This window comes from Shewanella sp. MM_2022_3 (assembly GCF_022557375.1).
In the GTDB taxonomy this organism is placed as follows: Bacteria; Pseudomonadota; Gammaproteobacteria; order Enterobacterales; family Shewanellaceae; genus Shewanella; species Shewanella xiamenensis.
The window spans coordinates 1-26,109 of record NZ_JAKZGV010000057.1 but is presented as its reverse complement, the minus strand read 5'-3'; the positions used below and the strand labels follow the sequence as shown (position 1 = coordinate 26,109).

Genomic DNA, 26,109 nt, shown 5'->3' with positions numbered 1-26,109 from the left:
GATATCTAAACCGATTGTAGTAATCTTCATAGGTGGACCCGTCCTCTTTCTGATGAGTTTTAGCGACTACATCGTGGCCCATTGCGAGGCCGATTTAAAGTGGATGGGTCCATTCCATTATCCATGCCATCGCGGCATTCGTGAATCCATTCACATCAGACTGGGCGGTCGAGCATCCACGGATGGACTCGCTGCGCGTCGTCGAGCAAATACCATGGTTCGCCTTTCAATTTTTAACGCGCTTCTGTCTCAAAGCATGCTGCGTGTCATCGAGCAAATACCATTGTTCACCTTTCAATGTTGTATAAGTCTTTATTTCCTGAGCACTTTACTTAAAAAGCTTTGGGTTCTGGCTTCTTTGGGGCGGGTGAATAATTCCTCGGGGATATTGGACTCCACTACATAGCCGCCATCCATAAAGATGACTCTGTCGGAAACATCGCGTGCAAAGCCCATTTCGTGGGTCACAATTACCATGGTCATGCCTTTTTGCGCTAAGTCCTTCATCACATCCAGTACATCGCCAACCATTTCGGGGTCGAGTGCCGAGGTGGGCTCGTCGAATAGCATGAGATCTGGCTCCATCGCCAGTGCGCGGGCAATGGCAACCCTTTGCTTTTGGCCACCCGAGAGACTCGAAGGATAGGCATTGGCTTTATCCTGCAAGCCCACTTGAGTGAGCAGCGTCAGCGCCTTGTTATCTGCTTCGGCTTGGGTCATTAACTTTAGGCTCACTGGCGCTAAGGTAATGTTTTGCAATACGGTTTTATGGGGGAATAGGTTGAAGTTTTGGAACACCATGCCCACTTTTTGCCGCAATTTATCGACACAGGCATCCTTGGCGGTAATGGATTGCCCTTCGATTTCAATATCCCCTTGGGTGGGTTTTTCTAACAGGTTGATGCAACGTAAAAAGGTGCTTTTACCGCTGCCGCTGGGGCCGATCACACTCACCACTTCGCCTTGGCGAATATGTTCGTTGATGCCCTTAAGGACCGCATTGTCGCCGTAACTTTTGTGTAGGTTGGTTATGTTAATCACTTTGCTTCAACCTCTTTTCGAATTTCGACAGCATAAATGTGAAGCTGTAGGTCAGGAACAGGTAAATCAGCGCACAGGTAAAGAGTGGGATACTGTCTTCAAAGGTACGACTACGGATAATCTCGCCCGCCCGCATTAAATCCACACCGCCAATAAAGCCAATTACGGCGGTTTCTTTGAGTAGCACGATAAACTCATTGCCTAACGCGGGCAGAATATTCTTAATCGCCTGCGGCAGAATAATCAGTTTCATGGTCATGGCTTGCGATAGTCCAAGCGAGCGTGCTGCTTCGGTTTGACCTTTATCGACGGCTTGGATCCCTGCGCGAATAATCTCAGAGATATAAGCGCCACTGTTTAAACCAAAGGCGATAATGGCGGCAGTAATTTTATCGACATCGAATGCGGCCAGCACGATGAAGTAAAGGATCACTAACTGCACCACCACAGGCGTGCCGCGGATTACGCCAACATAAAGTTCGGCGGGAAAGCGGATATACCACTTAGATGACATCTTCATCAGTGTGGTGCCCACGCCTAATACTGCGCCTAATAACATGGCGAAGAAGGTCACAATCAAGGTGACTTTTAAGCCGTTTAAGATCAGCAGTATGCCTATCATGCCGTCGTCGCCAATGGGACTAAACAGCGAAGTATTAATTGCTTCTAACATAGGGATCACTTGATATGGGCTGAAACGAGCGTCTGATATTGGCCGCTTTCTTTCAAGTTTTTCAGCGTGTTATTAATGCTAGTGAGGAGTTCAGGCTGCTGCTTTGACACCGCAAAGCCATAAAACTCAGCGGGGAAATCCAGCTTGATCAGTTTGAGATCGGGGTTTTTCGCCAGATAGTTCGCCGCAGGCTCGCTATCGAATAGCACTAAGTCGACTTTACCATTCTTCAGCTCCATGATGGCTTCGAAGCCTGTGTTAAAGGCGGTGACATTTTGGGTGTATTTTTTAGACATCATATCGGCGGTTGAGCCGAGCTGCACCGCAAAGTGTTTGTCTTTAATGTCATCAAGAGTATGAATTGTATCGTTATCTTTATTGACGAGCAGCACTTGAGTTGCCTCATAGTAGGGCTCCGAAAAGTTAACGCTGGCTTGGCGCTCTGGCGTGATGGTCATGCCCGAGGCAATAAAATCAATCTTGCCTGAGTTTAGCGCCACGATCAGTGAATCGAATTTCATGTTTTCGACTTTGAGCGTTTTGCCGGCATCTTTAGCGATTTGTTTGGCAAGCTCAATGTCGAAACCTTTGATTTCGTCGCCACTTTGTCCGCCAACGTATTCAAAGGGCGGGAAGGCCGCATTGGTTCCCACCACTAAAACATCGTTGCTTTTCCCGCATCCAGCTAACAACAAGGTGGCACTGAGGGCTAGGCCGCCTAATAACATGGATTTTTTCATTTAAGACTCTCTTTTGGATAACTGGCAATGTGGCGACTATAGGAGGATTGCGTACTTGTGTCAATAATTATGCTTTATTTGTGATTAAAAATTCACTTTTGGACTGGCGGTTTAAATAACGAACATCATGTTTATTATGATTGTGGTGTTTGATATCAATAGTTTTTTAAAAGGTTGTGAAATTGTTTAGGTGACCGTGAATAGCAATTTAGCGCTTTAAAGTAATGAGGTGAGCTAATTTTTATTCACTTTAGTGAATAGGCTGGATTTTTATGAACTATCTCAGATACAAATAATGCAAAATTGATTAAATTAAACTTAAATAATCTAATCGGCAGTTTTAAATCGCAATTGATGGAGCACTATGTGAAATACCAAATTTTGGCGCCTGTAGCGTTGCTTTTAAGTATGGCAACCTCTGTTTATGCAGAGGAATCAACCCAATGGCATTACACTATGGGCATTCATGATTTTATTGTCGAACAAGAAAATTCGCATACCTTTGGGGCCAATGGCAATATCATTATTGAACATACCACCGCATCGGATATTTATCTGTCTGCGGTGCTGGATATGTTTATCGATATTGATAGAGATAAGCTGGATCCTGACCATATTCCGATGTGGTTTAAATCGGAATATGCCGCTCTTGGGGAACTTTATCGTTTTTCCCCGCAGTTATCCTTAGGTTGGCAAGTGGATTTGCAGGGCAAGCGTAATACTGTGAGTTCAGTGGAGAAGCAGGCGAAGTTTTTTCCAGGACTAACAGCCAATTATCAAGGCCAACAAACCCAAGCCCAGCTTAAGGCGGGTGCGGGCTATTACTTTTTGGAGATCGACGATGACGTGCCCCGCACCCGAGGTTACGATAGAGGCGATTTTGGTAATAGTGAGTTTGCTTACACTGTAATGGGTAGCGTTGGTGTTGATTTAACGCCCAAATTAAACGTGAACTTAGCCGCGCAAACTTGGAACGATGGCGACCAATGGCTTGAAAATCAATATCGCTTCAGCATGAGTTACGATACTGATTACTGGGAGAAGGGGAGTCAGTGGTTACTGTATGTGGAACATACCGAATACAATCTAGACCACTATGCCAAGGAGAGTGTGCACTCACCCGACTACTTGCCTATTCTGCCTTGGGATAACGATACCTTAGTGCGTTTTAGCTTAGTCGTACCTTGGTAGGAGGTTATTTTTGCGTTAAGTGCTTTTTAACTAACGCGATCATCGCCTGTGCCGCAAAGGACAATACTTGTTCTTTGCGCCAAAATAGCGATAACTCCCAGCGCAATTCGTCACTCGCCAGTGGAATATTGACCACCCCCGCCACACTATAACGCCGCGCGATCGAGCGCGGCAGTATCATCACGCCAGTTCCGGCTGCCACCAGTGCGATACCAAAGTCCGCTTGGCTAACACGGGTGATATTTTGAGGGGAGAATCCGGCTTGCTGACAGGCGTTGAGCACCAATTGATGCAGGGTGTATTCAGTCTCAAACATCACTTGTGGCTCATTGATTAAATCATTGACTGAGAGTATTTCCCTGGTAGTGAGGGGATTTTCCTTGGGCAGCACTACCACCATAGGATCGTTAAACACTCGAATGCCGTCATAGCCATCATCAAGGTCGATTATACCAGTGGCCAGTTCTATTTCGCCCTTTTGAATTGCCAGCGTTTGCTCAACGCCACCACGGACTAACAAGTGCATTTCGATTTGTGGGTACTGCTGGCGATACTTGGCAATAATAGGGGCAAAAATTTCAGCACTGCCGAGCGGCGCGAGACCGAGTTTTAATTCACCCGCAGTCAAACTGCGCTGGGCACTGAGTTCGGCCAGCATACGTTGGCGTCCTGCTAATAACTCCTTACCATGGCGATAAACCACTTCTCCTGCTTGGGTGAGTTTGACCTGAGTGCCACGTTTGCCGCGCTCGAGTAGTACCAAATCGAGTTCTTCCTCTAACTGGCGCAGCGCCTTGGAGAGGGCGGGTTGGGTGAGATGAACCTTTTCACTGGCTTTACCAAAACCGCCAGCATCGATGATCTCGATAAAATAGCGCAGTACTTTGAGATCCATTCTCGCCCCTATAATGCATTCTTAAAATTCATGGATTACATGCTTAATATTCATTTTTTTTATTTAATAGGCAAGCCTAAAATGATCCCATAGTAACTTTTGGTGTAAATCGAGAAACCGCATGTCTTTCCTACAAGCCGCGATACGTCGATGCCGTCATGGGGCTTTATTGTTAACTCAAATTGGCCTCTTTTGTTTATTGTCTTTTGCCTGCCATTGGTTTGCCTCTTGGGCGCATTCACCAGTGCCTGGTAGTGTATTAGGTTTAGGTCTGTTGCTGATTTTGTTAGCGACTAAGTTAATTCCTGAAAATGCCGTGCAGCTCGGCGCGGCTTGGCTTATCGGTGAGCTGCTGCTGTTTTTTATTCCGCCGGTTATCTCGGTCATTAAATATGAAGGCCTGTTTGAGCAATATGGGCTGAATATTCTCTTCACCTTAGTGATGGGCAGTGTGTGCGTGATGGTGGGTACGGGATTTGTGGTTGACAGAGTGTTTCGCTTCGAGCGTCAGCTCAATATCAAAAAGCATGCGCGTCGCCATGCTAAGGCCGTGTAATGTCGAGCGTTAGCTTAAGTCCTGCGGTTGTCTCTGAGTTAGTGTTTTCGCAGACGGGATTGGCACTTATCAGCTTGTTATTAACACTATTTTGTTATTTTGCGGCGAAGCGTTTGTATAAGCGCCACCGGGTATGGTGGTTAGCGCCGATTGTACTTGCGCCTGTAGTAATCACGCTCTTGGTGTTTAATCTCGATATTCCACTGCCGACTTATTTTGAATACACCCATTGGTTAATGGCGATGTTAGCACCTGCGACAATCGCATTTGCCTTGCCGATTTATCGGGAGCGTAAACTCATTCGCCAATATCCGCTGACCATTGCCCTTGGCGTGGTGGCTGGACTGTTGCTGGGCATGGTGTCGAGCTGGCTATTAGTCAAATTTGTGCCTCTACCTGTGGAGCTTGCAAAGAGTTTGTTGGTGCGTTCGGTCTCGACGCCCTTTGCGATGGAGGCCACAAGCGCCTTTGGCGGTGTGCCAGAACTGACCGCCATGATGGTGCTCATCACCGGTATTATCGGCATGTTAGTGTGCGAGCCGCTGTTCAAGTTGATGCATATTCGCACCTCTTTAGGCAAAGGCGTGGCCTTGGGCGCTTCGGCCCACGGTGCGGGCGCCGCCAAAGCCAGTGAGTTAGGCCAGCAAGAGGGCGTCATTGCCAGTTTGACCATGATTTTTATCGGGATTGCGATGGTGCTGGGCGCGCCCGTATTTGCCGTGATCTTCAGTTAGTGTGAGTTAGTGATTTGCTGGGTTGCGTTAACCCTCCCCCTTAATTGTGATTTTGTTTGTTTAAATGATGTTGTTTTGCCTCTTAGGGCGCTAACCTCTGCTTGGGTTATGCGCCCATTTTTTTAGCTGACAGCGAATGTCGAGATGTCATGATGATGAAATTGAATAGAGATATAGGATGGATAAGCAAACACGCGTATCGAATGTGACGTTACGGCCGATCAAGCTGAGCGATCTGGAGCTGATCTTCGCCCATCAGCAGGATCCGATTGCTTGCCAATTGGCGCAGTTCCCCTCGCGGGACCGTGAGGCGTTTTACCTTCATTGGCAGCAAAATATCCTTGGGCAGGCATCGGTACTGGCACGGGGGATAGAAGTCGATGGCTTGCTGGTTGGCAATATTGGCCATTGGCATAGGGATGGTCAGGCGATGATTGGTTACTGGATTGACCGCGCATTTTGGGGGCGCGGGGTCGCAACCTTAACCTTGAACACATTTTTACCGTTAGTGACCTCAAGGCCGCTCTTTGCCCATGTGGCACAGCATAATGTTGCATCCCAGCGGGTGTTGCTGCGCCATGGATCTGTAAAGACGGACAGACTCATTCAAGAGGAAGATGATACGGCGCCATTATTCGAATTTGTGCTGCGTTAAGACTTAAACAAGCTATCCAGCCAATAGCTGAAACACTTATAGAGAAGATTGGATTTATTTTTTACAGACAAATTATTTGAAAAATCTATTTAGATAAGCGAGTCTTATCGTAAATTTAGATTTATCAACCCGACTTTAGTCTAGTATGTGATGGCTTGATCTCATTGGCTAACTCAATGAAACTCTCTAGTTAATCACCTTCTACTAAAGTATGGATAGTTAAATAATGTTAATTTTCTTCTTATGTCTTGCGCTCTTAGTGCTGGCATACAAGTTTTATAGTCCGTTTGTTGAACGCCAAGCTGGGATTGATCCTAAAGCGCAAACACCCCAAGCAAGATTCGAAGATGGCGTGGACTATGTACCCGTCCACCCAGCTAAAGCGTTTTTAATTCAATTTTTAAACGTTGCCGGTGTCGGGCCGATTTTTGGCCCTATTCTAGGGGCTTTATATGGCCCAGTGGCCTTACTCTGGATTGTGTTAGGCAACATTATCGGCGGCGCGGTGCACGATTATTTCTCTGGGGTGTTAAGCATAAAAGAAGATGGAAAGAGTCTGCCTGAAATCGCGGGCCACTATTTTAACATCTATTTTAAAGGCGTAATGCTGCTGTTTACTGCGATGTTACTCTTTTTCGTGGGCGTGGTGTTTATCATGAGCCCTGCAGGACTACTCAGTAATCTCGATTATTTTAAAGATACTATTTTTGGCAATAACACCTTCTGGGTATTAGTGATTTTGGCCTATTACTTCTTAGCCACTATGCTGCCAATCGATAAGATCATCACTAAGCTGTACCCCGCGTTTGGCCTATTAATGATCGTGATGACCACTTCGATTGCAGTGGCTCTCCTCATCAATGCACCGCAGTTACCCGAAATGGGCGATGTGTTCGCGTACTTCAACCACAGCCATTACAACAATGAGTTATTGGAACCTAACCCCGATGGTTTACCGATTTGGCCATTACTGTTTGTGACTATTACCTGTGGTGCTATTAGTGGTTTTCATTCAACTCAAGCACCTATCATGGCACGCTGCCTGACAAACGAGAAATACGTTCGCCCAGTTTACTACGGCGCTATGGTGGCTGAAGGTGTGGTGGCTTGTGTATGGGCGACTGCGGGGATTGCGGCCTTCCCGGGCGGATATGTTGAGCTTAAGAGCTTACTAGACCAAGGCGGCCCTGGCTTAGTGGTTAACCAAGTGGCTACGAGCTATCTTGGGGTATTAGGCGGCGTGATGGCAATTATTGCGGTCGCTGTATTTCCGATTACCTCGGGGGATACCGCGTTCAGATCGCTGCGTCTAACCATTATCGACGCCTTTAATATCCCTCAGAGTATGCGTAACCGTTTGCTGGTAGCGGCGCCTATTCTGACCATCGCTTACTTTATGACCAAGATCGACTTCTCCTTGATCTGGCGTTATTTTGCTTTCTCAAACATGCTGCTATCGACCAGTGTGCTATGGTTGGCGACAAAATATCTATTCGATAGAGGCAGTTTTCACTGGATAGTAAGCTTGCCTGCGATTGCGGGCACTTGTGTGACAGTGTCTTACATTGTTACCGCAGGTATTGGTTTAGGTTTACCTCAATCCCTGAGTCAACCAGTGGGCATCGCCGTGGGTGTGGTGTGTTTAATCGCCTTGATTATTGCTAATAACAAACGCAAAACAGTAATAGATACAAAGTTATAACTTAATTGGCTTTATGACCATAAAGGGCTGCATTTTGCAGCCCTTTTTAATACTATTTTCATAAACTGGCGTCAGTATTGAATATTGTCACTGTGACATATTCCATTGCGTCGAAATTATGTTAGATTCTGGCGAACTGATGAAGATAGAGTTATTGTTATCACTGTCATCAACAGTTCTCCACAGGGCAGTCACTGCAATAATGCTTACTTTTGCAGAGAAGTGTCAGGAAGTTACATCAATTCAGAGTCTGCTTATGCAACCCAATTTATTTCCCGAACAAAGACATTTAAATCCTGAGCCGATGGTGATGCCATCGGTAGAAGTTCAGTCTACTCGTAGCCGCTTACAACGGATGGTTGGCAGCGTGCTGCTCACCTGTAGTGTGTTGTTAAGCTTATCTGCTTGTGCAGCGGGTAAAGCCAGTGCGCCGCAGGAAGAAGAGTTTAGCTACGCTTGGTTAAAAGGCTATGCCCATACGCTGGCGACAGAGTCCTATGTAAGCCACAAGGGTGAGTTACCAAAAAGCTTACAGGGCATGAGCTGGGATGATTACCAGCAATTCCATTTCAAGAAAAAAGCCGCACTGTGGCATGAGGATGATTCGGAGTTTCGCGCCGAGTTGTTCCACTTAGGCCTGTATTTCGATACACCAGTGCACATTTACCAATTGGAAAATGGCAAGGCTAAACTGATTGAATATTCTCCTTCTATGTTCGATTACGGTAAGTCGAAGGTAAAGGGTAGCCAGCTTCCTAAAGATTTAGGTTTTGCAGGCTTTAGAATGCAGTTCAACACCGACTGGCAACGTGACGTTGTCGCTTTCTTGGGCGCAAGCTATTTCCGCGCGGTCGGTCAGGAAATGCAGTATGGTCTTTCAGCCCGTGGTTTGGCGGTTGATACTGCGTTGCCTAAGCCTGAAGAATTTCCGATGTTTACCCGTTTTTGGTTAGAGAAGCCGCAACCAGGTTCTAATATTGCGACTGTGTACGCACTGTTAGATTCACCAAGTGTAACTGGTGCTTATCGTTTCGATATCGAGCCGGGTGAGCGTTTGAAGATGAAGGTTGATGCGGCGATTTATCCGCGTAAGGCTATCGAACGTTTAGGCGTTGCACCACTGACAAGTATGTTCATGGTCGGTGAGAACGATCGCCGTACGGGTTATGACTGGCGTCAAGAGATCCATGATTCAGATGGACTTGCCATGCATACGGGGAACGGTGAATGGATTTGGCGCCCTCTGGGCAATCCAAGTAACTTGAGATTCAACGCCTATAGCGATGAGAATCCAAAGGGCTTTGGGTTAATGCAGCGCGACCGTAATTTCGACCACTACCAAGATGACGGCGTATTCTACGAGAAGCGCCCAAGTCTGTGGATTGAACCAACAGGTAATTGGGGTAAAGGTTCGGTGCAGTTAGTTGAAATTCCAACACTGGACGAAACCTTCGACAATATCGTGGCTTTCTGGAATCCTGCAGAGCCCATTCAACCAGGACAAGAGTTACTCTATAGCTACAACATGTACTGGGGCGGTACTCCACCTGTGCAGTCACCCCGTGCCCGCGTAGTGGATACCTTTACTGGTATTGGTGGCGTAGTTGGTCAAAAGCGTAAGTACTATAGCAAGCGCTTCGTGATTGATTTTGCTGGTGGTTCTTTACCAATGCTGGGTAAAGATACTCAAGTGAAAGCGGTTATTTCAACTTCACAAGGCCGTGTGGAAATCGACTCTGCTCGCCCACAACATGCGATCAATGGTTACCGCGCTATGTTTGACCTCGTGCCGCCAGAGGATAGCGTTGAGCCGATTAACCTAAGAGTTTACTTAGAAGTAGATGGTCAACCTTTGTCTGAAACGTGGATGTACCAATGGACACCACCGCCGATGAACGAACGTGAACTGCATAACGCAGGTCATCTACAGTAAGCTATATGGGTGAATCAAAACGCCAGCCTCAGTGCTGGCGTTTTTGTATTAAGCGATTTGTTAATTGCAAGTTGGATTCAAAGTTATTGAGCACTAATTCACTTTTTGAAAATCTAAATAATTTTTCACTGTCAAATACCCAACCTTGGGCGTAATCTGTGGCGTCCTCGTCATAGGTTCGCGATTTATGTTTGAGATATTTACCTCTATCGGCTTTGGTTGGTCGGTGGCTTTAGTGCTGGCAGTGTTATTTGTGTTGGCCTACGAATTTATCAATGGCTTCCACGATACCGCCAATGCTGTTGCGACGGTGATCTACACCAAAGCTATGCCTGCAAATTTAGCGGTGGTTTCATCAGCCCTTTTTAACTTTGCGGGAGTGTTACTTGGCGGACTTGGCGTAGCCTATGCCATAGTACATCTTCTTCCCGTTGACTCCTTGTTGGGGATGGACTCCACTCAAGGGCTGTTAATGGTGTTTTCACTGTTATTTTCCGCCATTATCTGGAACTTAGGTACTTGGTACTTTGGTATTCCAGCTTCTAGCTCCCACACCTTAATTGGTTCGATTATGGGGGTTGGTGGCGCATTTGCTTGGATACATCACCAGCCTATATTGCATGGCATTAATCTCACTAAAGCCACGCAAATCATGTTATCCCTGATTATTTCGCCCACCCTTGGTTTTGTGCTGGCTGGAGTACTGCTATTGCTGATGAAGTTCATGTGGCAAAAGCACAAGATCCACCGTACGCCCGATGAACAATTTCAGATTAATGGTAAACGCCATCCACCATTTTGGGCGCGCGTCAGTCTGATAGCTTCGGCCATGGGGGTAAGTTTTGCCCACGGCTCAAATGATGGGCAGAAAGGCATAGGTTTAGTGATGCTGGTGCTTATCTGTATGGCCCCAGCGTATTTTGCCCTCGATATGAGCAGCCAGTCCTATGATTTGGCAAGGACGCAGGATGCAAACCGGCGGATTATGGCTATTTATAGCCGCAATCAAGCGATAATTAGCGATTTAGTTGATGTAAAAGCACAGCTTGAGGCGAGTGATGAGCTGTTGAGTCATTGTTCGGCACAGACCGTGTTACCCGCGATGTCGTTGCTTGATCGCCGTTTGGATAAGGCGAATAGTTTTCAAGATATGACGGTAGAAGAGCGCCGTGAAGTACGTAGGTTGTTGCTGTGTATCGATGATACCGCTCGTAAAGTGTCTAAATTAGACTTACCAGCCAAGGAGTTAAGCTCTTTAGCTAAATGGCGTAAGGATTTGACTAAATCGACCGAATACGCGCCGCTTTGGGTGATCGTGGCGATTGCGACTGCCTTGGGTTGTGGCACGCTTGTGGGCTGGCGGCGAATTGTTTATACCGTGGGAGAAAAAATAGGCTCGTCTGGAATGACCTATAGCCAAGGTATTGCTGCGCAGGTGACGGCTGCGGCTTCGATTGGGATTGCCAGCGTTACGGGTATGCCAGTTTCAACGACGCATATTCTATCTTCGGCGGTTGCGGGTACTATGGTTGCTAATCGCTCTGGGCTGCAAAGCCAAACCATTAAGCAAATTCTATTGGCATGGGTACTCACGCTGCCTATTACGATGTTCTTGTCGGCATTGGTCTTTATTCTCGCTAACTCAATTTGGGGCTAAGCTGAAGTTGATATGCAGCCTCTTACCAAGAGAGTTGCATTTGCGCGGTAGGATCTGCCAATGGTGGTGTGTGTAACTTGATTGTTGGTAAGCAAATCTCAGCGGCGATTTGCTGCTGTAACTGCTGATATAAACGAACTGCGAGCTCTGGAGCCGTTTGATTGTCGGGTGTATGGATAAAAAGATAGGGTTCTCGACCTTCTTTAATCCAGAGGGGAAGTTGCTGTAACCAATTTTTGAAAAAGCTATCGTTGTTTTTGATCTGTAACTTATCGTTATTGGCGGCTAAGGCTTCGATAGTACCATCGGTTTGTCCGATAAAGCGAACCACTGGCGCATTTGCAGTTGCGATAGCATGTACGGGTAATTGTGGTTTTTTCTTATGGGCATCAATAATTGCTTCGCTAGCTGGCGGTAGGGCAAACAAGGGCCGACTGTCCATAATGATGCGATTTACCTGTTTATCCATCAGCAAGCGGTTTAGTGCTCGCTCAGCCTCTCCCTTCGCAAAAAAGGCTAAATGCCGTACTTCAACGCCATAGGTCAAGTCTTGGGGAAGCATATCTAAAAAATGCGCCAAGGTTGTTAGTTGCTCCGGGCCAAAGTAGGCGGGAAGTTGGATCTTCCATAGCCCAGTTTTTTCAGCCAAGGGCGACATCACCCGAAAGAATTCCATTAGTTCCTGCTGACAATGTTGCAGCTGTCTTTGATGGGTGATGAGCTGCGGTAGTTTAAAGGTAAAGCGAAAGTCATCTGGTGTTGCGCTGTGCCAGTTCATCACTGTTTGTGTATTTGGCGTGGCGTAAAAACTGGTATTTCCTTCTACAGTGTTAAAAATGGTTGCGTAGCGGGCTAGGCGATCGGCTTGCTTAGTTGTTGCACCATAAACACTGCTTTGCCAATGCTGATGAGACCACATTGCAAGCCCTAGGCGAAAATGATTCGCTTGGTGTGAAGGTGACTTAAGCCCCGTCAAAATAACTCCAGATATAATCAACTAAATTTGAATTAGCTATTGTGCTCAAAGAGTTTTATCTCAGTCAAATACTAAGCATCTTGCGGATGCTGTTATTGGGTTAAGCTAATGTCCAATCCGGCTTTATGTATGGAATGTTGTAATAGTGGAACTGCCATGCTAATTAACCTACTCTAATAGTATGATATTATGTACTATTAACCTTAATCATCGAGTATTCGCGCGTTGGTTCTATACAGGGATGCACAGCTTAGCTGCAATAGTCAGTTAGCTATTCTCGTTTTGTCTGCAGGCGTGGTGGGAGAGTCGTGTGAAAAACGAAGGTTATACTTCACTTGGTCGCTTTATTGATTTGCTATTAGATGCCATCTGTGTGGTGGATAAATCGGGGCGATTTGAATTTGTGAGTGCGGGTGCTGAACGTATTTTTGGTTACACGCCAGATGAAATGATTGGTATGCAGATGTTGGATTTGGTTTTACCAGAAGACCGTGAACGTACGCTTGCTGCGGCCAATGAAATTATGACAGATCACTATAAAATCGATTTTGAAAATCGTTATATACGCAAAGATGGCAGCATAGTGGATATTCTGTGGTCAGCCCGCTGGTCTGATGAATATCAACAACGCGTTGCGGTGGCTCGCGATATTACCAAAAATAAAAATGCTGAGCGCCGGCAAGCCGCGTTATACGAGATTTCTGAGGCGGTTCATGTGGCCGAGGATTTGTTATCCCTCTATAGTCATATCCATCAGATCATTGCAAAACTTTTACCCGCAGAAAATTTTGCTATCGCGCTTTATGACCAAGATTCAAATCAATTAGATTTTCCTTACCAGTTATCGGTGTCCGAGCAAAATAGCGCATATATCAGTAATGCTAATTATTTTGCTGAGCAGATCATTCAAACGGGACAATCCTTACTCTTTTGTCCCATGTCGAATACGCTTTCATCGCCATTAGCAGTAACCTTTAAAGATTGCTGGCTCGGCGTGCCGTTGAGATTGCACAAAGGGGTGATTGGCGCGTTGATAATGCATAGCAACCCAGGTTCGAGAAGCTATACTACACAGGATTGTGAATTGGTGGAGTTTGTCTCGACTCAAATTGCGTTCGCCATCGAACGTCGTCAAATGTTGGCTCGCTTAGAGCAGATAGCACTCTACGACCAGTTGACTCATCTACCCAACAGAGAGTTATTTTACGATAGGTTTCAAAAGGCTTTATCTCGAGCGCATCGAGAGTCGAGTTATTTCTCTTTACTTTATCTAGACTTAGATAAATTTAAATGGGTTAACGATACCTACGGACATAGTGTGGGAGATTTGTTGTTACAAATTACCGCGCAGCGGCTTCTTAGCTGCGTGAGAGTTTCTGATACGGTCGCGCGTTTTGGTGGCGATGAATTTGTTATCTTACTGGAGCGAGTTGATTCTGCACACAATACCTTGCTCGTTGCTCAAAAAGTGCTGGATATATTGAATCAGCCTTTTGAACTTGTAGAGCAGCAAATTCATATTTTTCCAAGTATTGGTGTCGCTTTGTATCCTGAGCATGGTAAAGATGAACAGCAACTTATTTCCTGCGCTGATGCTGCCATGTATAAGGCTAAAAAGAATGGTGGTAATCGTATTGAGTTGGGGTATCAAGGTTTGAAGGGAAAGCACTTATAGGCCAGTGTTAAAACTCTAACTAAAACCCGCTGTAACGAAAATCGCTACAGCGGGTGTTTATATCAATTCAATGCAACAAGTGTATTTATAGTTTAAAACGTGACACTTCCTGTTGCAGTGAGGCGGCTAAGTGAGCCAACTCCTGTGACTGCACCATCGCACTTTGGGCCTCAATAGAGAGGTTTTCTGAGACTTCACGAATTGATTCGGTATTGCGATTAATTTCGCTAGTCACAGAGGTTTGTTCCTCTGCGGCCGTTGCAATTTGGCTTGCCATATCAGATATCTCATTAATTGCTTTGCTTATCTGCAGCAGGCTCTCGCTGGCTGAGTTGGCATCGGCCACACTCGTTTCTGCCATATCATGGCTTTGAGTCATGGATTTTACGGCTTTGCCTGCTGTTTGTTGCAAGGTTTCAATCATTGCCTGAATTTCTTGGGTTGATGAGTGAGTGCGTTGCGATAATACGCGAACTTCATCGGCAACCACGGCGAAACCACGACCTTGCTCACCTGCGCGAGCGGCTTCAATGGCTGCGTTTAACGCAAGCAAGTTGGTTTGTTCTGCAATCCCACTGATCGTTAATAGAATGCTATTAATTTTTTGTGAGTGCTCATTCAGCTCGCTGATAATACGTCCTGCGGTATCAACCTCATTTGCTAAGTTACGAATAGATTGCTGACTTTGCATCACTTGTTTTTGACCATGATTCGAGAGGCTCACGGCATTTTGCGCTGTTTGCGCTGTATGTTCGGCGTTGCTGGCAATCTCTTCTGTGGCGCTGGCCATTTCGGTGACTGCGGTGGCGACCATGGTCACTTCGTCCTGCTGAACCGCAATGCGTTGGCTGTTATCTGCCGCAGATGCACTGCTGCCCTTAGCTTGGTATTCAAGTTGGCCTGCAATATTGTGCATTCTCGAAATCATGCCGTGTAGACGTTCGACAAAGCGGTTAAAACCTGAGGCTAAGATCCCAATTTCATCATGGCTGTTTGCGGTGTGAATTCTCACCGTCAGATCGCCATCGCCCTCTGCGATATCATTTAGTGCCAAAGCAACTCGTTCTAAGTCTTTGAATTGCATTTTGAAGATTGCGACTAATACTAAGCCAAACATTACCAGTAACCCAGCGCCTACGGCGGACATCCACCAAGCGAGCGTAGTCGCTTGCGACATGATTTCTTGTTTGTTCATCACAAATATTAACGCCCAGTCGGTCGACGGAACGTTCGCTACATAGACTAGTTGAGTCTCACCATCTAATTCTCGCTCTTCCATAGTATTGGCATTGGCGCGTTGTGATAGCCAGGTGGGGGTAAAATCAGAGTCAATAGTAGTAAGTTGTTGATTATTTAACTTACTATTGGGGTGACTAATAATTAGTCCTGTGTTGTCTACCATCAGGGTGTAGCCATTACCGGGGACTTCAAGCCGCTGTACCGCATCGGTGAGTTGGTCAATTGTAAGGTTTGCCGCGGCGACACCGAAGAGTTGGCCCGCAACCATCACTGGCTCAGCGATAGTCACAACTTGTTTTTTAAGGGTGGCGCTGACATAGGGAGCAGTCATAACCATGCTATTAGCGGCTTTGGCATCCATATACCAAGGGCGGACACGTGGGTCATAGTTTGCGGTATTGAGCGCTGGATCTTGGCGGTACATGTTGCCTTGCTCATCACCAAAATAGGTGAGCGCAAATCCCATTGCATTATGTGCTTGTAATAAATAAGGGGTAATTTGCACACTCGGGTCAGCCTCTATGGTCTTTTTAAGGCTTGTAATGGCTGTTTTTCTATCTTTCATCCACAGTCCAATACCTTCGGCAAAAGTATTCGCTAGTTGATCAATCTCGCCTTGGGTATTGCCTATAGCATGATTTCTAATGACGTAGCTTGAAATACTAACCAGTACTGCAACAGTGATGAATACGGCTAAGAGACTACTAAAAAGTAGGCGAGTTTTAAGTGTTGAACGCATATTCTATTCCTTTAAATTCCGCTAGCAACCTAACGTTAATAAAGTATAGCGGCTGAAATAGCTAAAGCATTAATGGTTGATCATTCAGATTTGATAAAGTTGTGGCTGCTAACAGTATTTTGTTTTGTATAAGTATTTTCAAAAGTTACTTATATCATGGTGAACTTGTTTTATTGCACAGTTTTGAAAGGCTTTTTAGCATAGTATTCCTAAAGTGTCATAAGCAAGTGCACTCAAACATAAGTAAGAGAGTAGTATAGATGAAATGGAGTTTTCCTCGCTGGTGCTTTAATCCTTGGTTACATTCATGCTTAATCTTTCTTTTACCAATACTTTTAGCGAGTACAATTTATCCTTGGTTGACGGCCTATAGCATAGAAAAAAGGTTTAATCGTGATTTTGATGAAATAACACTTACTTTTGCAAATGGTGTTGATGATTTTAAGCAAAAAAATATTGAACGGGCATTTGCTAAATTATCTTTTACCTGCAATGAAGATGATATTGCGTTACTCAATAGTCAATCCTTGAGTCCAGCAATTGTTCGTTTTATTCAGCTAGAACTTGCCGATGGTAAAAAATGCTCCAATATCGGTCCGCCAGTCAATTACCATCTTGATCGATCTCGAAGTTTATTTTTTGGCACACAACAGGTCGATATTGCGACAACGGTCGCGGCCACCGATCGTGCTCGTAGTCTTGCCTATGCTTTTCATTTAGGTGAGCAGAAGTTAGTCGTGCTGACTAATAGCTCTGTTTATAACGAAACCCTATCTAACCTTTGCCACGGTTGTTATCAATTACTCATCAGTTATCAAGGGCTTTCCCCCATGGTTAGGGGGACAGAAAATCTTGATGAAAACCACAGCATTATCAAGAAATCTCGTTATATTAAAACGTTAGATGTCACCTTAACCTTAAAGGCGGGTGATGATCTCTATTGGCAAGAAGCCTATCGCATTAGTGTCGTACTCTTTATTGCAGCGTTAATTGCAGCATTTTTAGCTGTGATTTTTTATTGGAACTGGCAATCTGCCCGGGTGTCGCTTGGTATGTTGCTGCAAAAAGGAATGAGTCGAAAAGAATTTATTCCCTATTATCAGCCCATTATCGATTGCCGTTCAGGCGACGTTGTTGGGCAGGAGATGCTGGTACGTTGGCGTCGATTCGATGGTGTATTAGTCCAGCCCAATCAATTTATTCCTTATGCTGAGGATTCGGGGCTCATATTACCGATCACCGATTTATTGCTAGATCAGGTGTATCGCGATTTAGCTCAACTAAAAGGCTGGGTAAGCATCAATATTGTTGCGCAGCACTTAGAGTCTGGCTTGCTGAGTCAATGGTTCTCTTTAAACCGAGATCCCATGGTTAAGCGGATTGCATTTGAGCTGACGGAGCGCAAACCTATCACTCAATTTGAGCTAGCCTTAGCTGAAATAAAAGCCGTTTTACCATTGTGCCATGACTTTAAACTGGATGATTTTGGTACGGGTTTTGGCGGTTTTAGCTATTTACAGCGACTTGGAATTAATAGTATCAAAATTGATAAGATGTTTATCGATACCATTGGTACGAAAGATCTTAAAGGTGCGGTGCTCGATGCCATTATTGCCTTTGGACACGAGTCGAATATGGAGATGATTGCCGAAGGCGTGGAAACCCAAGAACAGGTAGATTATTTAGCGGCTAAAGGGGTGTATCAACATCAGGGCTATTTTTATTCTAAGCCACTACCATTGAAAGAGTTATTACATTTTTATCTACAGGTTTCCCATGTAAGGTAAAGATCAAGGCAAAAAGAAGAGGCTCATCAGAGCCTCTTCTTTTTCAACTCATTATCAGTGGGTCATTTTATTTTTGATTAGCACGCAACGCTGCTCTGCTTGACGCGTTTCTAATAAAGTACGACGGCTAAGATTAGATAAGCCTGTTTGGCTGTCTAATACTTTATCCAAGGCGGTAATACTATTGTAATTACAGTCGGTTGGGATCAAGTTACGGCTGTAGCTACGCATAAACACTGGGCCCTTTTTGTCCATATCGGCTAAGTTTGCGAGGCGCTCTTCAGCTGTGGCTGCGCTTAAGAGTTTTTGCTCCGCAGGATAGAGGTTTTCCATGATGATGCGCTGTTTAGCAAACGGTAGGACATCGGCGTGGACTTTACTCAACCAGCGACGTTTTGCGGCAGCTTCAGGACGGATCACTTGAGCAGCTAATGCCGCTTTTTCCCCAGAATCTGAGTTATCACGTGCTATTTCCCGTGTTATACGTTGCTGCGCATTCGGGAAGTCGTAGCGATTAAGCTGGATTATGATAGCCCAGCGCAGATCTTGATCTAAAGTTAACCCTTTGATTTTAGTCGTGCCGTCCAGCAATTGCGCTAAATGACGTAAACTGTCACGATCGCTGGCTAATTGGATATAGGCATCGAACCAGCGGCGCTGGAAGTCATTGTCCCCTCGACTCTCCATGGTCTTACGAAGGCTCATTTGCGCTAAGCCTTTGACTGCATTTTCAGCATAGTTTTGCTGAATAGGCGCGATCTGCGCGAGGTATTCTTTACTGCGTAGCAAGCTAGAAATAATTTGACCGACCACAGTGTAGTCATTCTCCGCTGGGGCGTTGACGAATACTGTGCTGAGGTATTGATCTAAACTCAGGTTGCCCTCACGTACACTGTCCCACAAGCTTTGCCATAACATTGAGCGCAATAGCGGATCTGTAACTCGGCTTAACTGTTGCTTGGCGGTATCGAAGGATTTTTCATCGAGTTGCACCTTCACAAAGCCCCAATCATCATAGTTGGGGTAAACCAGATCGGGGCAACGCTCACCGACTAATTGTTTCACCTCGGTACGCTCGCCCTTGTAGGTTACTGGTACTGTGGTCTCATGCCTTAAATCGAAACGTCCTTTAGTAAACAGTGCAATTTGGACTTTTTGCTCCCTCAGTGTCGGTAGTTCACTGCTAGCGGGATATTGCAATAGGCTAAATTCGCTAATGCGGTTACCGTCGCAGCGGTATTCGGCTTTAATAGTATTTACCCCAGCGCTGTATAACCATTCCTGTGTCCATGCGCTTAAGTCTCTGCCCGCAGCTTTAGCGAGGCTATTGATAAAGTCATCCAGCTCGGCATTTTGGTAGCTGTATTGTTTGAGGTAGTTGCTCACGCCGCGGCGGAACACTAGATCACCAAGTAAATGGCGTAGCTGCTTGAGTGTCGAGGCGCCTTTTTGATAGGTAATAGCATCGATATTGTCGAAGGCATTTTGGGTGGTAGCTACAGGCACTTCAATCGGATGGGTAGTGACTAAGCTGTCTTGCTCATAGGCACGCTGTTTGCCTTGAGCATAAAAACTGCGCCAAGCATTCGTAAATTCGGTGGCTTCTTGGGTCGCGAGTGTACCCATAAAAGAAGCAAAACTTTCGTTTAACCACAGGCCATTCCACCACTTCATAGTGACCAAATCGCCAAACCACTGGTGGGCCATTTCGTGCATAATAACACCCGCCAAGCTTTGTTTTTGCTCGGCGGTCATTTCTGCTTTGTGGAGGAAATGATCTTCGGCAAAGGTCACTGCTGCTGCGTTTTCCATTGCGCCATAGAGAAAGTCTGGCACTAGGATTTGGTCGTATTTTTTAAAGGGATAAGGAATACCAAAATAGGCGTCAAAGAAGGTTAACCCCTGTTTTGTATAGGTAAACCAGTCCTGTGGGGTCACTTGGTGAGCAACGGATTGTCGTGCAAATAATCGCATAGGATAACGGCCGGAATTATCCTGCCACATATGGTACGGGCCAGCATGCATAGAGAAATTGTAAGGGCTTAATTTAGGCGTTTCAGGAAACTCCCAACGATTAATGGTCCCCGCAGGTGTGACAGAGGACTCGCGCATGGTACTGATCACTTGCCAATCCTTCGGCGCGGTCACACTGATTTTGTAATTGGCTTTTAAATCGGGTTGATCAAATACTGCAAACATCTGTTGAGCAGCGGCAGGCTCAAAGTGAGAGTAGAGGTAGACCTTGCCATCGACGGGATCTTGGAAGCGATGCAAGCCTTCGCCATTAGTGCTGTGCGCTCGGGTAAATTGCACTTCAACTGTGTTATCACCCGAGGTCAGTAAGCGGGTGTTTAAGCTGATATAGGCACCATTGTAATTGGGGTAAATGGCGGTTCCGTTAATCAAAAAACGCTTAATTTGTGCTTTGCTTAGATCCAAGCTCAGTTGCTTAGGAACCTCGCTAAGATTGAAGTGGATCTTAGTTGTTGCGCTGAATTGCGTGTCGCCCGTCAGTTGAAAATCCAACTCATAATGCACATCCGATATTACCTGTGAACGTAGGCTTGCCTGATACTGGCTGATATAGGGACTGGCGTCCCTTGGCCCTGTATTTAAAGGACTTTTAACGGCGCACGACATTAATGCAGAGCAGGTGAGGGCGACTAGGCTAGCTTTAAACAAATTCACTACTTAAATCCTTCAACGATTTACTTTATTTGTGGCGTAGATGCGGCGTCGTGGGGCAAGAGTCGGCCTGATTGTGTCGCGAACTCTTCTCCATACAAAAGCGGCATCATTGCTTAGTGTTTTGGGCGAGTACACTACCTTATTTAGCATGGATAACCAATGTTAAAAATGTAAAAAAAGCCAGCAAAAATGCTGGCTTTTTTTGGATGTTTCGGCATTAGCCTATCACTTTGAGCGGGATTACATGCCCAAGAAAGACTTAGATTTGGTCTTACGGATTTCTTTTTCGTCAGACCATTCGATAAGACCTGTTTCTAAGTCCATTAGACGCATAGTCATCTTGTAGTAAACGTCTTTGGTGCTGCCATCTTGCTTAACGATGCTTGATAGATTGCCATACAGCATGTACTGGGCACCGATTTGACGACCAAACTTGATGGCGGTTGATGGGTCAACCATACCGGTATTGTTTTGGTAATCCAGTTGCTTACGAACTGAATCGACTTTTGTCATGTCGATAAAACGGAACTTGCCTGAGCGCAATAATTTGTTGCTGATAGAGTCGGTTACTGACTCAGTATCGATATGCTCAGAGGTTTTGTTTTTGATGCTATCGACAAACAAAATTGGGCGGTTGTTCGCTGTCATGGCCACGATAGGTGGGAAAGTCATCATGCTATCAACCATTTTAGCGGCAATGGCTTGCAGATCCGTTGAGCCAAAGTTTTCGTTAACGGTTTCAACCTCTGTGGCATCACCATACTCTACTTTAGATTGACATGCAGCCAGACCCATCACGGCAGCCAGCACAAAAATCAGTTTAAATTGTTTCATAGTCAGTTCCATTTTGTGATTGTAAAAACTTAATGACACTCGTTTTATTCAAACATTCACCGCTCGGTTAAATGATTATTGAATAAATTCGGGTGTAATTACCAGTATCAATTGCCCAGACCAAGGTGGTCTTGCCTGCGGCAACGTCAATTTTGGCCGGTGGTGCTTTATCCAATTGCAGTGTGTATTCGCCAGGATTGAGATAACGCCTGCCAATTTGTGCCTGTTTCGGCAGTGTTAACCAACTACGGCGATCCGCCTGTTCGGTAACAACGTTAAAAATCTGCATAGCAATACTGCCAATATCGGCGGCATTATTGCCGGGTTTACCACTTTTTTCGACTTGATAAGCCATTTCCGATTTGGCATAAACCCTTGCAACTTGGCGGACTAAGGTTCCGGGTAAATCTTCTTTCAAGGCGGTAATCGCTAAGGCATCAATATTGGCGATAGGTTCAGTTTTAAGCACTGTGCCTAAGCCCTGCACTTGAGTCTCTGGCACATAGCTATTGTTTGGCCCATAGGTCGCTAGAGACACGGTTTGCCAGTTGCCATGGATAGTGAAGGGCACTGTGAGCGCTTGTTTTTCAGGGACAAAGCCCTTTTCGACCATCAACACTACTTGGCCTTCACCTGCTTTGGGTAGCTTGGCATCGCCCCAGCGCTTTTTAAACTCATCGTATTGCGGCATGCCGAGTTGTTTGGCAAGACGCACTAAATCCTGTTGCAGATACGTGTTATCAGGAGTGATTTGTGCTGCTTTACGGTAATCGATAAAGGCATCGTTTGGTTCACCAAGCACTTCGTGTAGTACGCCCGTCGTGTAATAGCTATAAGCATTTAGGAAGGAGCTGGTGACAGTGCCTGCCGCTTGCCCAAGTTTATTCACTTCGGCATCGATCGTACCATTAGCCATAGCTTGTACCGATTTTTGCGATTTTTGATAGCGTTCTTGCTCAGAACTTTGCAATTCGTTACTACGACGAACTTCCACTAGCGCGCCTTGATAGTCGCCGCTGAATAGGTAATTGAGCGCCTGATATTGGTGCAGCATAATGCGCTCAAAGCCCGGGCCGCGGTAGGGAATCGCATTGTCATTTAACACTAAGCTTGTCGCCGTCGCGCCGATATCGCTGGCGCTAATCTTGGCTTTATCATCAAAGGCGGTGTAGGCCGCCACCGCTTGCTCGTAGTATTTTTTACTGCTGGCAAAATCCCCTGCAACTTGAGCGATGCGCCCCGCTTCTTGAGCGTAAAGCAAACCGTCATTGCCTTGGATATTACTGGCTAATTTGTCGATATCCGCCATGGGCGTCGCGGTATTGAGATCTTGTTTGATTGGCGCGATTTGTGCCGGATAATTGATAAAAATACTGTTATAGGCACAGCCGCTCGAACCTAAGATGGCGGTGAGCATCAATGTGCTGATGGTGGGTCTGATAAAAGAGTGAATGAAGGTGGTGTTCATGCCTGTGGGTTACCTTCTTGTGCCATTAGTGTTTGCTGTGGCATTTGTGAACGCTCAAGCAAAGTGATCCCTTGAAGATGATCGAATTCATGTTGGAAAATACGTGCAATAAAACCCGTTAATTCGGCGTGTTGCCACTGTCCCGCTAGGTTTTGATAGCGCACAACTATACTGTGGTGACGCCAAATGGTAAACCGTTGTCCTGGGACAGATAAACAGCCTTCCTCACCTTTTTCGAGTTGTAAAGATGCCAACTCGATGTGTGGATTAACCACTACAACGGGCTCCATTAGCGGTGCATCGGGGTAACGCTCGTTTGGCCGTGATGCCATGATAAATAGCGCTAGCGGGCTGTGCACTTGTGGGGCAGCGATACCGACGCCTTTTGCCTCTACCATGCTTGCCACCATTTGCGATGCTAACTGACTGAGCGTTTTATCAAAGTCGCGTACTTCAATTGCCCGTTGTTTTAAAATGGCTTCCCCTACCTGGGCAATCGGTAGCGGCTGACAGGAGTGTTGTATCTCATTTTTAAACATCGCATTCCCTGGATATTTAGTCTTCATCGTTTGGCTGACGATTTTAGTTCGTTATTAATAATGGGGTGGCGGCGTTTCTTCAGCTTGGGTAGCAATATTGCTCGGCTCCATTGCCTGCAACTTGCCAACTAATAACTGGATCTGGTGCTGTTGATGGGCCACGAGTCGATTCAGCTTAATCACCTCTTGGTTTAATTCTTCGACAGTGAGTTCTTGAAAAGCTAATTTAGTTTGCAGCTCTTCAATTTGTTGTTGTACACCTTGCATGGCTAACCTCTATTGTTGCCAAGTCTCAACTAAGCCTTGGCTACTGATACTAACGACTTTATTGGTATCTCGAATTGCCACAGAGTATACAACGGCTCCTCGGTTTTGGCTGTTTTTCGTCAACGCAATTTGCCATTGTGCAATAGGTTTACCCGAACTGCGTTGCCAGAGTATGACTTCGCGGGCGGGAGTTCCCGTTAATAACTGCTTGTCTTGCTCAGTAAAACGTACTGCTGAAAAGGTCATTTGGCGACGATTAATTGCTAATTGATTTAAAAGTTTACCGGTTGAGTTGTCCCAAATTTTTGCTTCATTCGTACTGCCATTGGTAAAGCTTAAACTACCACTGTCGTTCAGTGCCACCTTAGTCACCCGGCTACCAAGATCCCAAGTGTGGATTGGTTGTCCGGTTTGTGCCTGCCATAAAATGGCCTGCATATCATTTGACCCTGTGAGTGCGATGCGACCATCCGCCGACAGTGCAACCGTATTGACGCGTTCTTTATGGCCTAAGAATTTAATCAGTGCCGTTTTTGCCGCATTCAGAGACATTACGCTGCCATCGTTTAAACCAATAAGCAAAACCCCATTGTTGGCTACCGCAACACTTTCTCCCGATGCGGGCAGTGACCACCAACCTACGGATTTTCCGTCGGCTATTGTCCATAGTGCTACTGAATCGCGGCTTAACGATGCAGCGAACTCTCCATTAGGTGAAATGGCTGTGCTGGCTACGCCTGTATTAAGGTCGCCATGCACCCATTGGTATTTAAGGGTGTGCTGGGTTAAGTCCCAACATTGGACTCCTTGATTCTGAGTCGCGACAATTGCGAGAGTGCCATCACTCGAGAGACTTGCACTGTAAGAAGGGTCTTTTGAGAGCACGCGAATATCCTCGGCTTTAGGATAGCAAGCCGTCAAAAAAATCGTGCAAATTACCAGCAGTAGGGTTTTCTTCATGAACTTGCTCCTAAAGTTGGTGTCTCTAACTCGGTAGAGTGAAATTAATCACAGTTAACCCATAAAGAATCTAGTTGGTATAACCCAGATAACTAGTATAAAGTTGTCGCGCTTAGGTTATTGTAACCGCTTGAGGATGCTGAGGAAGCTTTAATGAAATCGATTTATAAATTATCGTTAGTTGCATTGGCTGTTATTGGCCTATCTGCTTGTAATCAAGAAGAAAAAGCAACAAATGCAAGCGCAAATGTTGAATTAACGACAGAAGCACAAAAAGAAGCCTACAGTGTGGGTGCTTCAATCGGTCGTTATATGTCTGGTCATATTAAAGAGCAAGAAGAATTAGGCCTACCAGTTGACCGCACGCTGATCGTGACAGGTTTTACTAATGGTTTGAATGATCAGCTGAAATTAACTGAAGAAGAAATGCAAACCATTCTTCAAAGTTTAGACAAAAAATTAAACGATAAGCGTACAGAACAAGCTAAAGCCATTGCGGCGAAAAATCTCGAGGATAGCAAAAAGTTCCTTGAAGAAAACAAAGCTAAGCCAGGCGTAGTCACCACTGAATCAGGCCTGCAATACGAAGTACTCACTCCTGGTTCAGGTGAAAAGCCAGCGGCTGAAGACACGGTTGAAGTAGATTACGTAGGTACTCTGATTGATGGCAAAGAGTTTGATAGCTCTTACAAACGTGGTGAAACGGCTAAATTTCCATTGAATCGTGTTATTCCTGGTTGGACCGAAGGCGTACAGTTAATGCCTGTTGGTGCTAAGTACAAGTTTGTTATCCCTGCAAACTTAGCTTACGGTGAACGTGATACTGGAACGATTCCACCAAACTCAACGCTGATTTTTGAAGTTGAGTTGAAATCAATTGAGAAAGCACAAGCTGCACCTGCTGCTGAACCTGCTAAGAAGTAATTTTTAGTTACAGTATGCTTTTATAAAAATACCGCCTTTGGGCGGTATTTTTTTATGCTGTTAAATCCTACTTTTGTTTTAATTCATTAGCAAACCGAGTTATAACAGGCTATTTAGCTTTGTTAGTGTTTTATTTTGCTATTTGAATAACAAGATATTGCTGTATCAATAAGCCATTATTTTAGAACGATGGAAGACTGATTAAGTTTTAAATGAATAACGCATATTTAAAGCAA

22 protein-coding genes are annotated in these 26,109 nt (G+C 45.4%); 10 read left to right on the top strand and 12 right to left on the bottom strand.

What is annotated here, in order from left to right; translation table 11 throughout:
* Nucleotides 1–312 precede the first annotated feature (312 nt).
* Genes MMG82_RS18945 through MMG82_RS18935 form a run of 3 tightly spaced genes read right to left on the bottom strand, consistent with a single transcriptional unit; the run spans nt 313 to nt 2,454 of the window.
* Nucleotides 313–1,041, bottom strand: coding sequence for an amino acid ABC transporter ATP-binding protein (locus tag MMG82_RS18945; protein WP_047535399.1), 729 nt, complete (start codon nt 1,039–1,041; stop codon nt 313–315).
* Nucleotides 1,034–1,714 carry an amino acid ABC transporter permease gene (locus MMG82_RS18940; protein WP_037414942.1) on the bottom strand — a complete coding sequence of 227 codons (681 nt, stop codon included), beginning with the start codon at nt 1,712–1,714 and terminating at the stop codon, nt 1,034–1,036. Before MMG82_RS18940 ends, MMG82_RS18945 begins: the two co-directional genes overlap by 8 nt.
* 5 nt (nt 1,715–1,719) lie before the next feature.
* Nucleotides 1,720–2,454 (bottom strand): basic amino acid ABC transporter substrate-binding protein, encoded by a 735-nt coding sequence (locus MMG82_RS18935; protein ID WP_037414939.1) that lies wholly within the window; start codon nt 2,452–2,454, stop codon nt 1,720–1,722.
* A gap of 366 nt (nt 2,455–2,820) precedes the next feature.
* Between MMG82_RS18935 and MMG82_RS18930 the strand changes: the two genes are divergently transcribed.
* Nucleotides 2,821–3,645 carry a hypothetical protein gene (locus MMG82_RS18930; protein ID WP_172591367.1) on the top strand — a complete coding sequence of 275 codons (825 nt, stop codon included), beginning with the start codon at nt 2,821–2,823 and terminating at the stop codon, nt 3,643–3,645.
* Between the two features lie 4 nt (nt 3,646–3,649).
* Here MMG82_RS18930 and MMG82_RS18925 read toward each other — a convergent pair whose 3' ends face one another.
* The gene (locus tag MMG82_RS18925; protein ID WP_172591368.1) at nt 3,650–4,540 is read right to left on the bottom strand and encodes a LysR family transcriptional regulator; all 891 of its coding nucleotides are present in this window, start codon (nt 4,538–4,540) and stop codon (nt 3,650–3,652) included.
* A 121-nt stretch (nt 4,541–4,661) separates the two neighbouring features.
* Here MMG82_RS18925 and MMG82_RS18920 point away from each other — a divergent pair, with 121 nt between their 5' ends.
* From MMG82_RS18920 to MMG82_RS18895, 6 genes are all read left to right on the top strand, one after another.
* Complete coding sequence (locus tag MMG82_RS18920) at nt 4,662–5,096, top strand: CidA/LrgA family protein (RefSeq protein ID WP_037414933.1); 435 nt, start codon at nt 4,662–4,664, stop codon at nt 5,094–5,096.
* Nucleotides 5,096–5,830 (top strand): LrgB family protein, encoded by a 735-nt coding sequence (locus tag MMG82_RS18915; protein WP_037426123.1) that lies wholly within the window; start codon nt 5,096–5,098, stop codon nt 5,828–5,830. Before MMG82_RS18920 ends, MMG82_RS18915 begins: the two co-directional genes overlap by 1 nt.
* A 178-nt stretch (nt 5,831–6,008) precedes the next feature.
* Nucleotides 6,009–6,485 carry a GNAT family N-acetyltransferase gene (locus MMG82_RS18910; protein ID WP_069454362.1) on the top strand — a complete coding sequence of 159 codons (477 nt, stop codon included), beginning with the start codon at nt 6,009–6,011 and terminating at the stop codon, nt 6,483–6,485.
* A gap of 226 nt (nt 6,486–6,711) precedes the next feature.
* Nucleotides 6,712–8,187: a carbon starvation CstA family protein gene (locus MMG82_RS18905; RefSeq protein ID WP_047535412.1), complete on the top strand. Its 1,476-nt coding sequence runs from the start codon at nt 6,712–6,714 to the stop codon at nt 8,185–8,187.
* 256 nt (nt 8,188–8,443) lie between these two features.
* Nucleotides 8,444–10,120 carry a glucan biosynthesis protein D gene (locus tag MMG82_RS18900; protein WP_172591369.1) on the top strand — a complete coding sequence of 559 codons (1,677 nt, stop codon included), beginning with the start codon at nt 8,444–8,446 and terminating at the stop codon, nt 10,118–10,120.
* Nucleotides 10,121–10,307: 187 nt separating this feature from the next.
* Nucleotides 10,308–11,777: an inorganic phosphate transporter gene (locus tag MMG82_RS18895; RefSeq protein ID WP_037414918.1), complete on the top strand. Its 1,470-nt coding sequence runs from the start codon at nt 10,308–10,310 to the stop codon at nt 11,775–11,777.
* A gap of 22 nt (nt 11,778–11,799) precedes the next feature.
* Here MMG82_RS18895 and MMG82_RS18890 read toward each other — a convergent pair whose 3' ends face one another.
* Nucleotides 11,800–12,696 carry a DUF72 domain-containing protein gene (locus MMG82_RS18890; protein WP_052183971.1) on the bottom strand — a complete coding sequence of 299 codons (897 nt, stop codon included), beginning with the start codon at nt 12,694–12,696 and terminating at the stop codon, nt 11,800–11,802.
* A gap of 367 nt (nt 12,697–13,063) precedes the next feature.
* On the opposite strand from MMG82_RS18890, the gene MMG82_RS18885 reads away from it, so the two are divergent.
* On the top strand, nt 13,064–14,428 hold the full coding sequence (locus MMG82_RS18885) for a diguanylate cyclase (RefSeq protein ID WP_047535420.1): 1,365 nt from the start codon (nt 13,064–13,066) through the stop codon (nt 14,426–14,428).
* Between the two features lie 85 nt (nt 14,429–14,513).
* Here MMG82_RS18885 and MMG82_RS18880 read toward each other — a convergent pair whose 3' ends face one another.
* Entirely contained in the window at nt 14,514–16,406 is a 1,893-nt protein-coding gene (locus MMG82_RS18880; protein WP_047535423.1) for a methyl-accepting chemotaxis protein, read from the bottom strand.
* Nucleotides 16,407–16,666: 260 nt separating this feature from the next.
* Here MMG82_RS18880 and MMG82_RS18875 point away from each other — a divergent pair, with 260 nt between their 5' ends.
* Nucleotides 16,667–18,193, top strand: coding sequence for an EAL domain-containing protein (locus tag MMG82_RS18875; protein ID WP_052183972.1), 1,527 nt, complete (start codon nt 16,667–16,669; stop codon nt 18,191–18,193).
* 54 nt (nt 18,194–18,247) lie between these two features.
* Here the strand turns inward: MMG82_RS18875 and pepN are convergent, their stop codons facing one another.
* The 6 genes from pepN to MMG82_RS18845 form a co-directional block, all read right to left on the bottom strand.
* Nucleotides 18,248–20,881, bottom strand: coding sequence for an aminopeptidase N (pepN, locus tag MMG82_RS18870; RefSeq protein ID WP_088586785.1), 2,634 nt, complete (start codon nt 20,879–20,881; stop codon nt 18,248–18,250).
* Nucleotides 20,882–21,121: 240 nt separating this feature from the next.
* Entirely contained in the window at nt 21,122–21,715 is a 594-nt protein-coding gene (lpoB, locus tag MMG82_RS18865; RefSeq protein WP_007645693.1) for a penicillin-binding protein activator LpoB, read from the bottom strand.
* Between the two features lie 67 nt (nt 21,716–21,782).
* Complete coding sequence (locus MMG82_RS18860) at nt 21,783–23,183, bottom strand: hypothetical protein (RefSeq protein ID WP_047535444.1); 1,401 nt, start codon at nt 23,181–23,183, stop codon at nt 21,783–21,785.
* Nucleotides 23,180–23,722, bottom strand: a complete 543-nt coding sequence (gene def / locus MMG82_RS18855; protein WP_047535447.1) for a peptide deformylase — start codon at nt 23,720–23,722, stop codon at nt 23,180–23,182. The genes MMG82_RS18860 and def overlap by 4 nt, the downstream gene beginning before the upstream one ends.
* A 54-nt stretch (nt 23,723–23,776) precedes the next feature.
* On the bottom strand, nt 23,777–23,989 hold the full coding sequence (locus MMG82_RS18850) for a SlyX family protein (RefSeq protein WP_037414894.1): 213 nt from the start codon (nt 23,987–23,989) through the stop codon (nt 23,777–23,779).
* Nucleotides 23,990–23,998: 9 nt separating this feature from the next.
* On the bottom strand, nt 23,999–24,949 hold the full coding sequence (locus MMG82_RS18845) for a hypothetical protein (protein ID WP_047535450.1): 951 nt from the start codon (nt 24,947–24,949) through the stop codon (nt 23,999–24,001).
* Nucleotides 24,950–25,102: 153 nt separating this feature from the next.
* Here MMG82_RS18845 and fkpA point away from each other — a divergent pair, with 153 nt between their 5' ends.
* The gene (gene fkpA / locus MMG82_RS18840; RefSeq protein WP_047535453.1) at nt 25,103–25,873 is read left to right on the top strand and encodes an FKBP-type peptidyl-prolyl cis-trans isomerase; all 771 of its coding nucleotides are present in this window, start codon (nt 25,103–25,105) and stop codon (nt 25,871–25,873) included.
* Nucleotides 25,874–26,109: the final 236 nt, after the last annotated feature.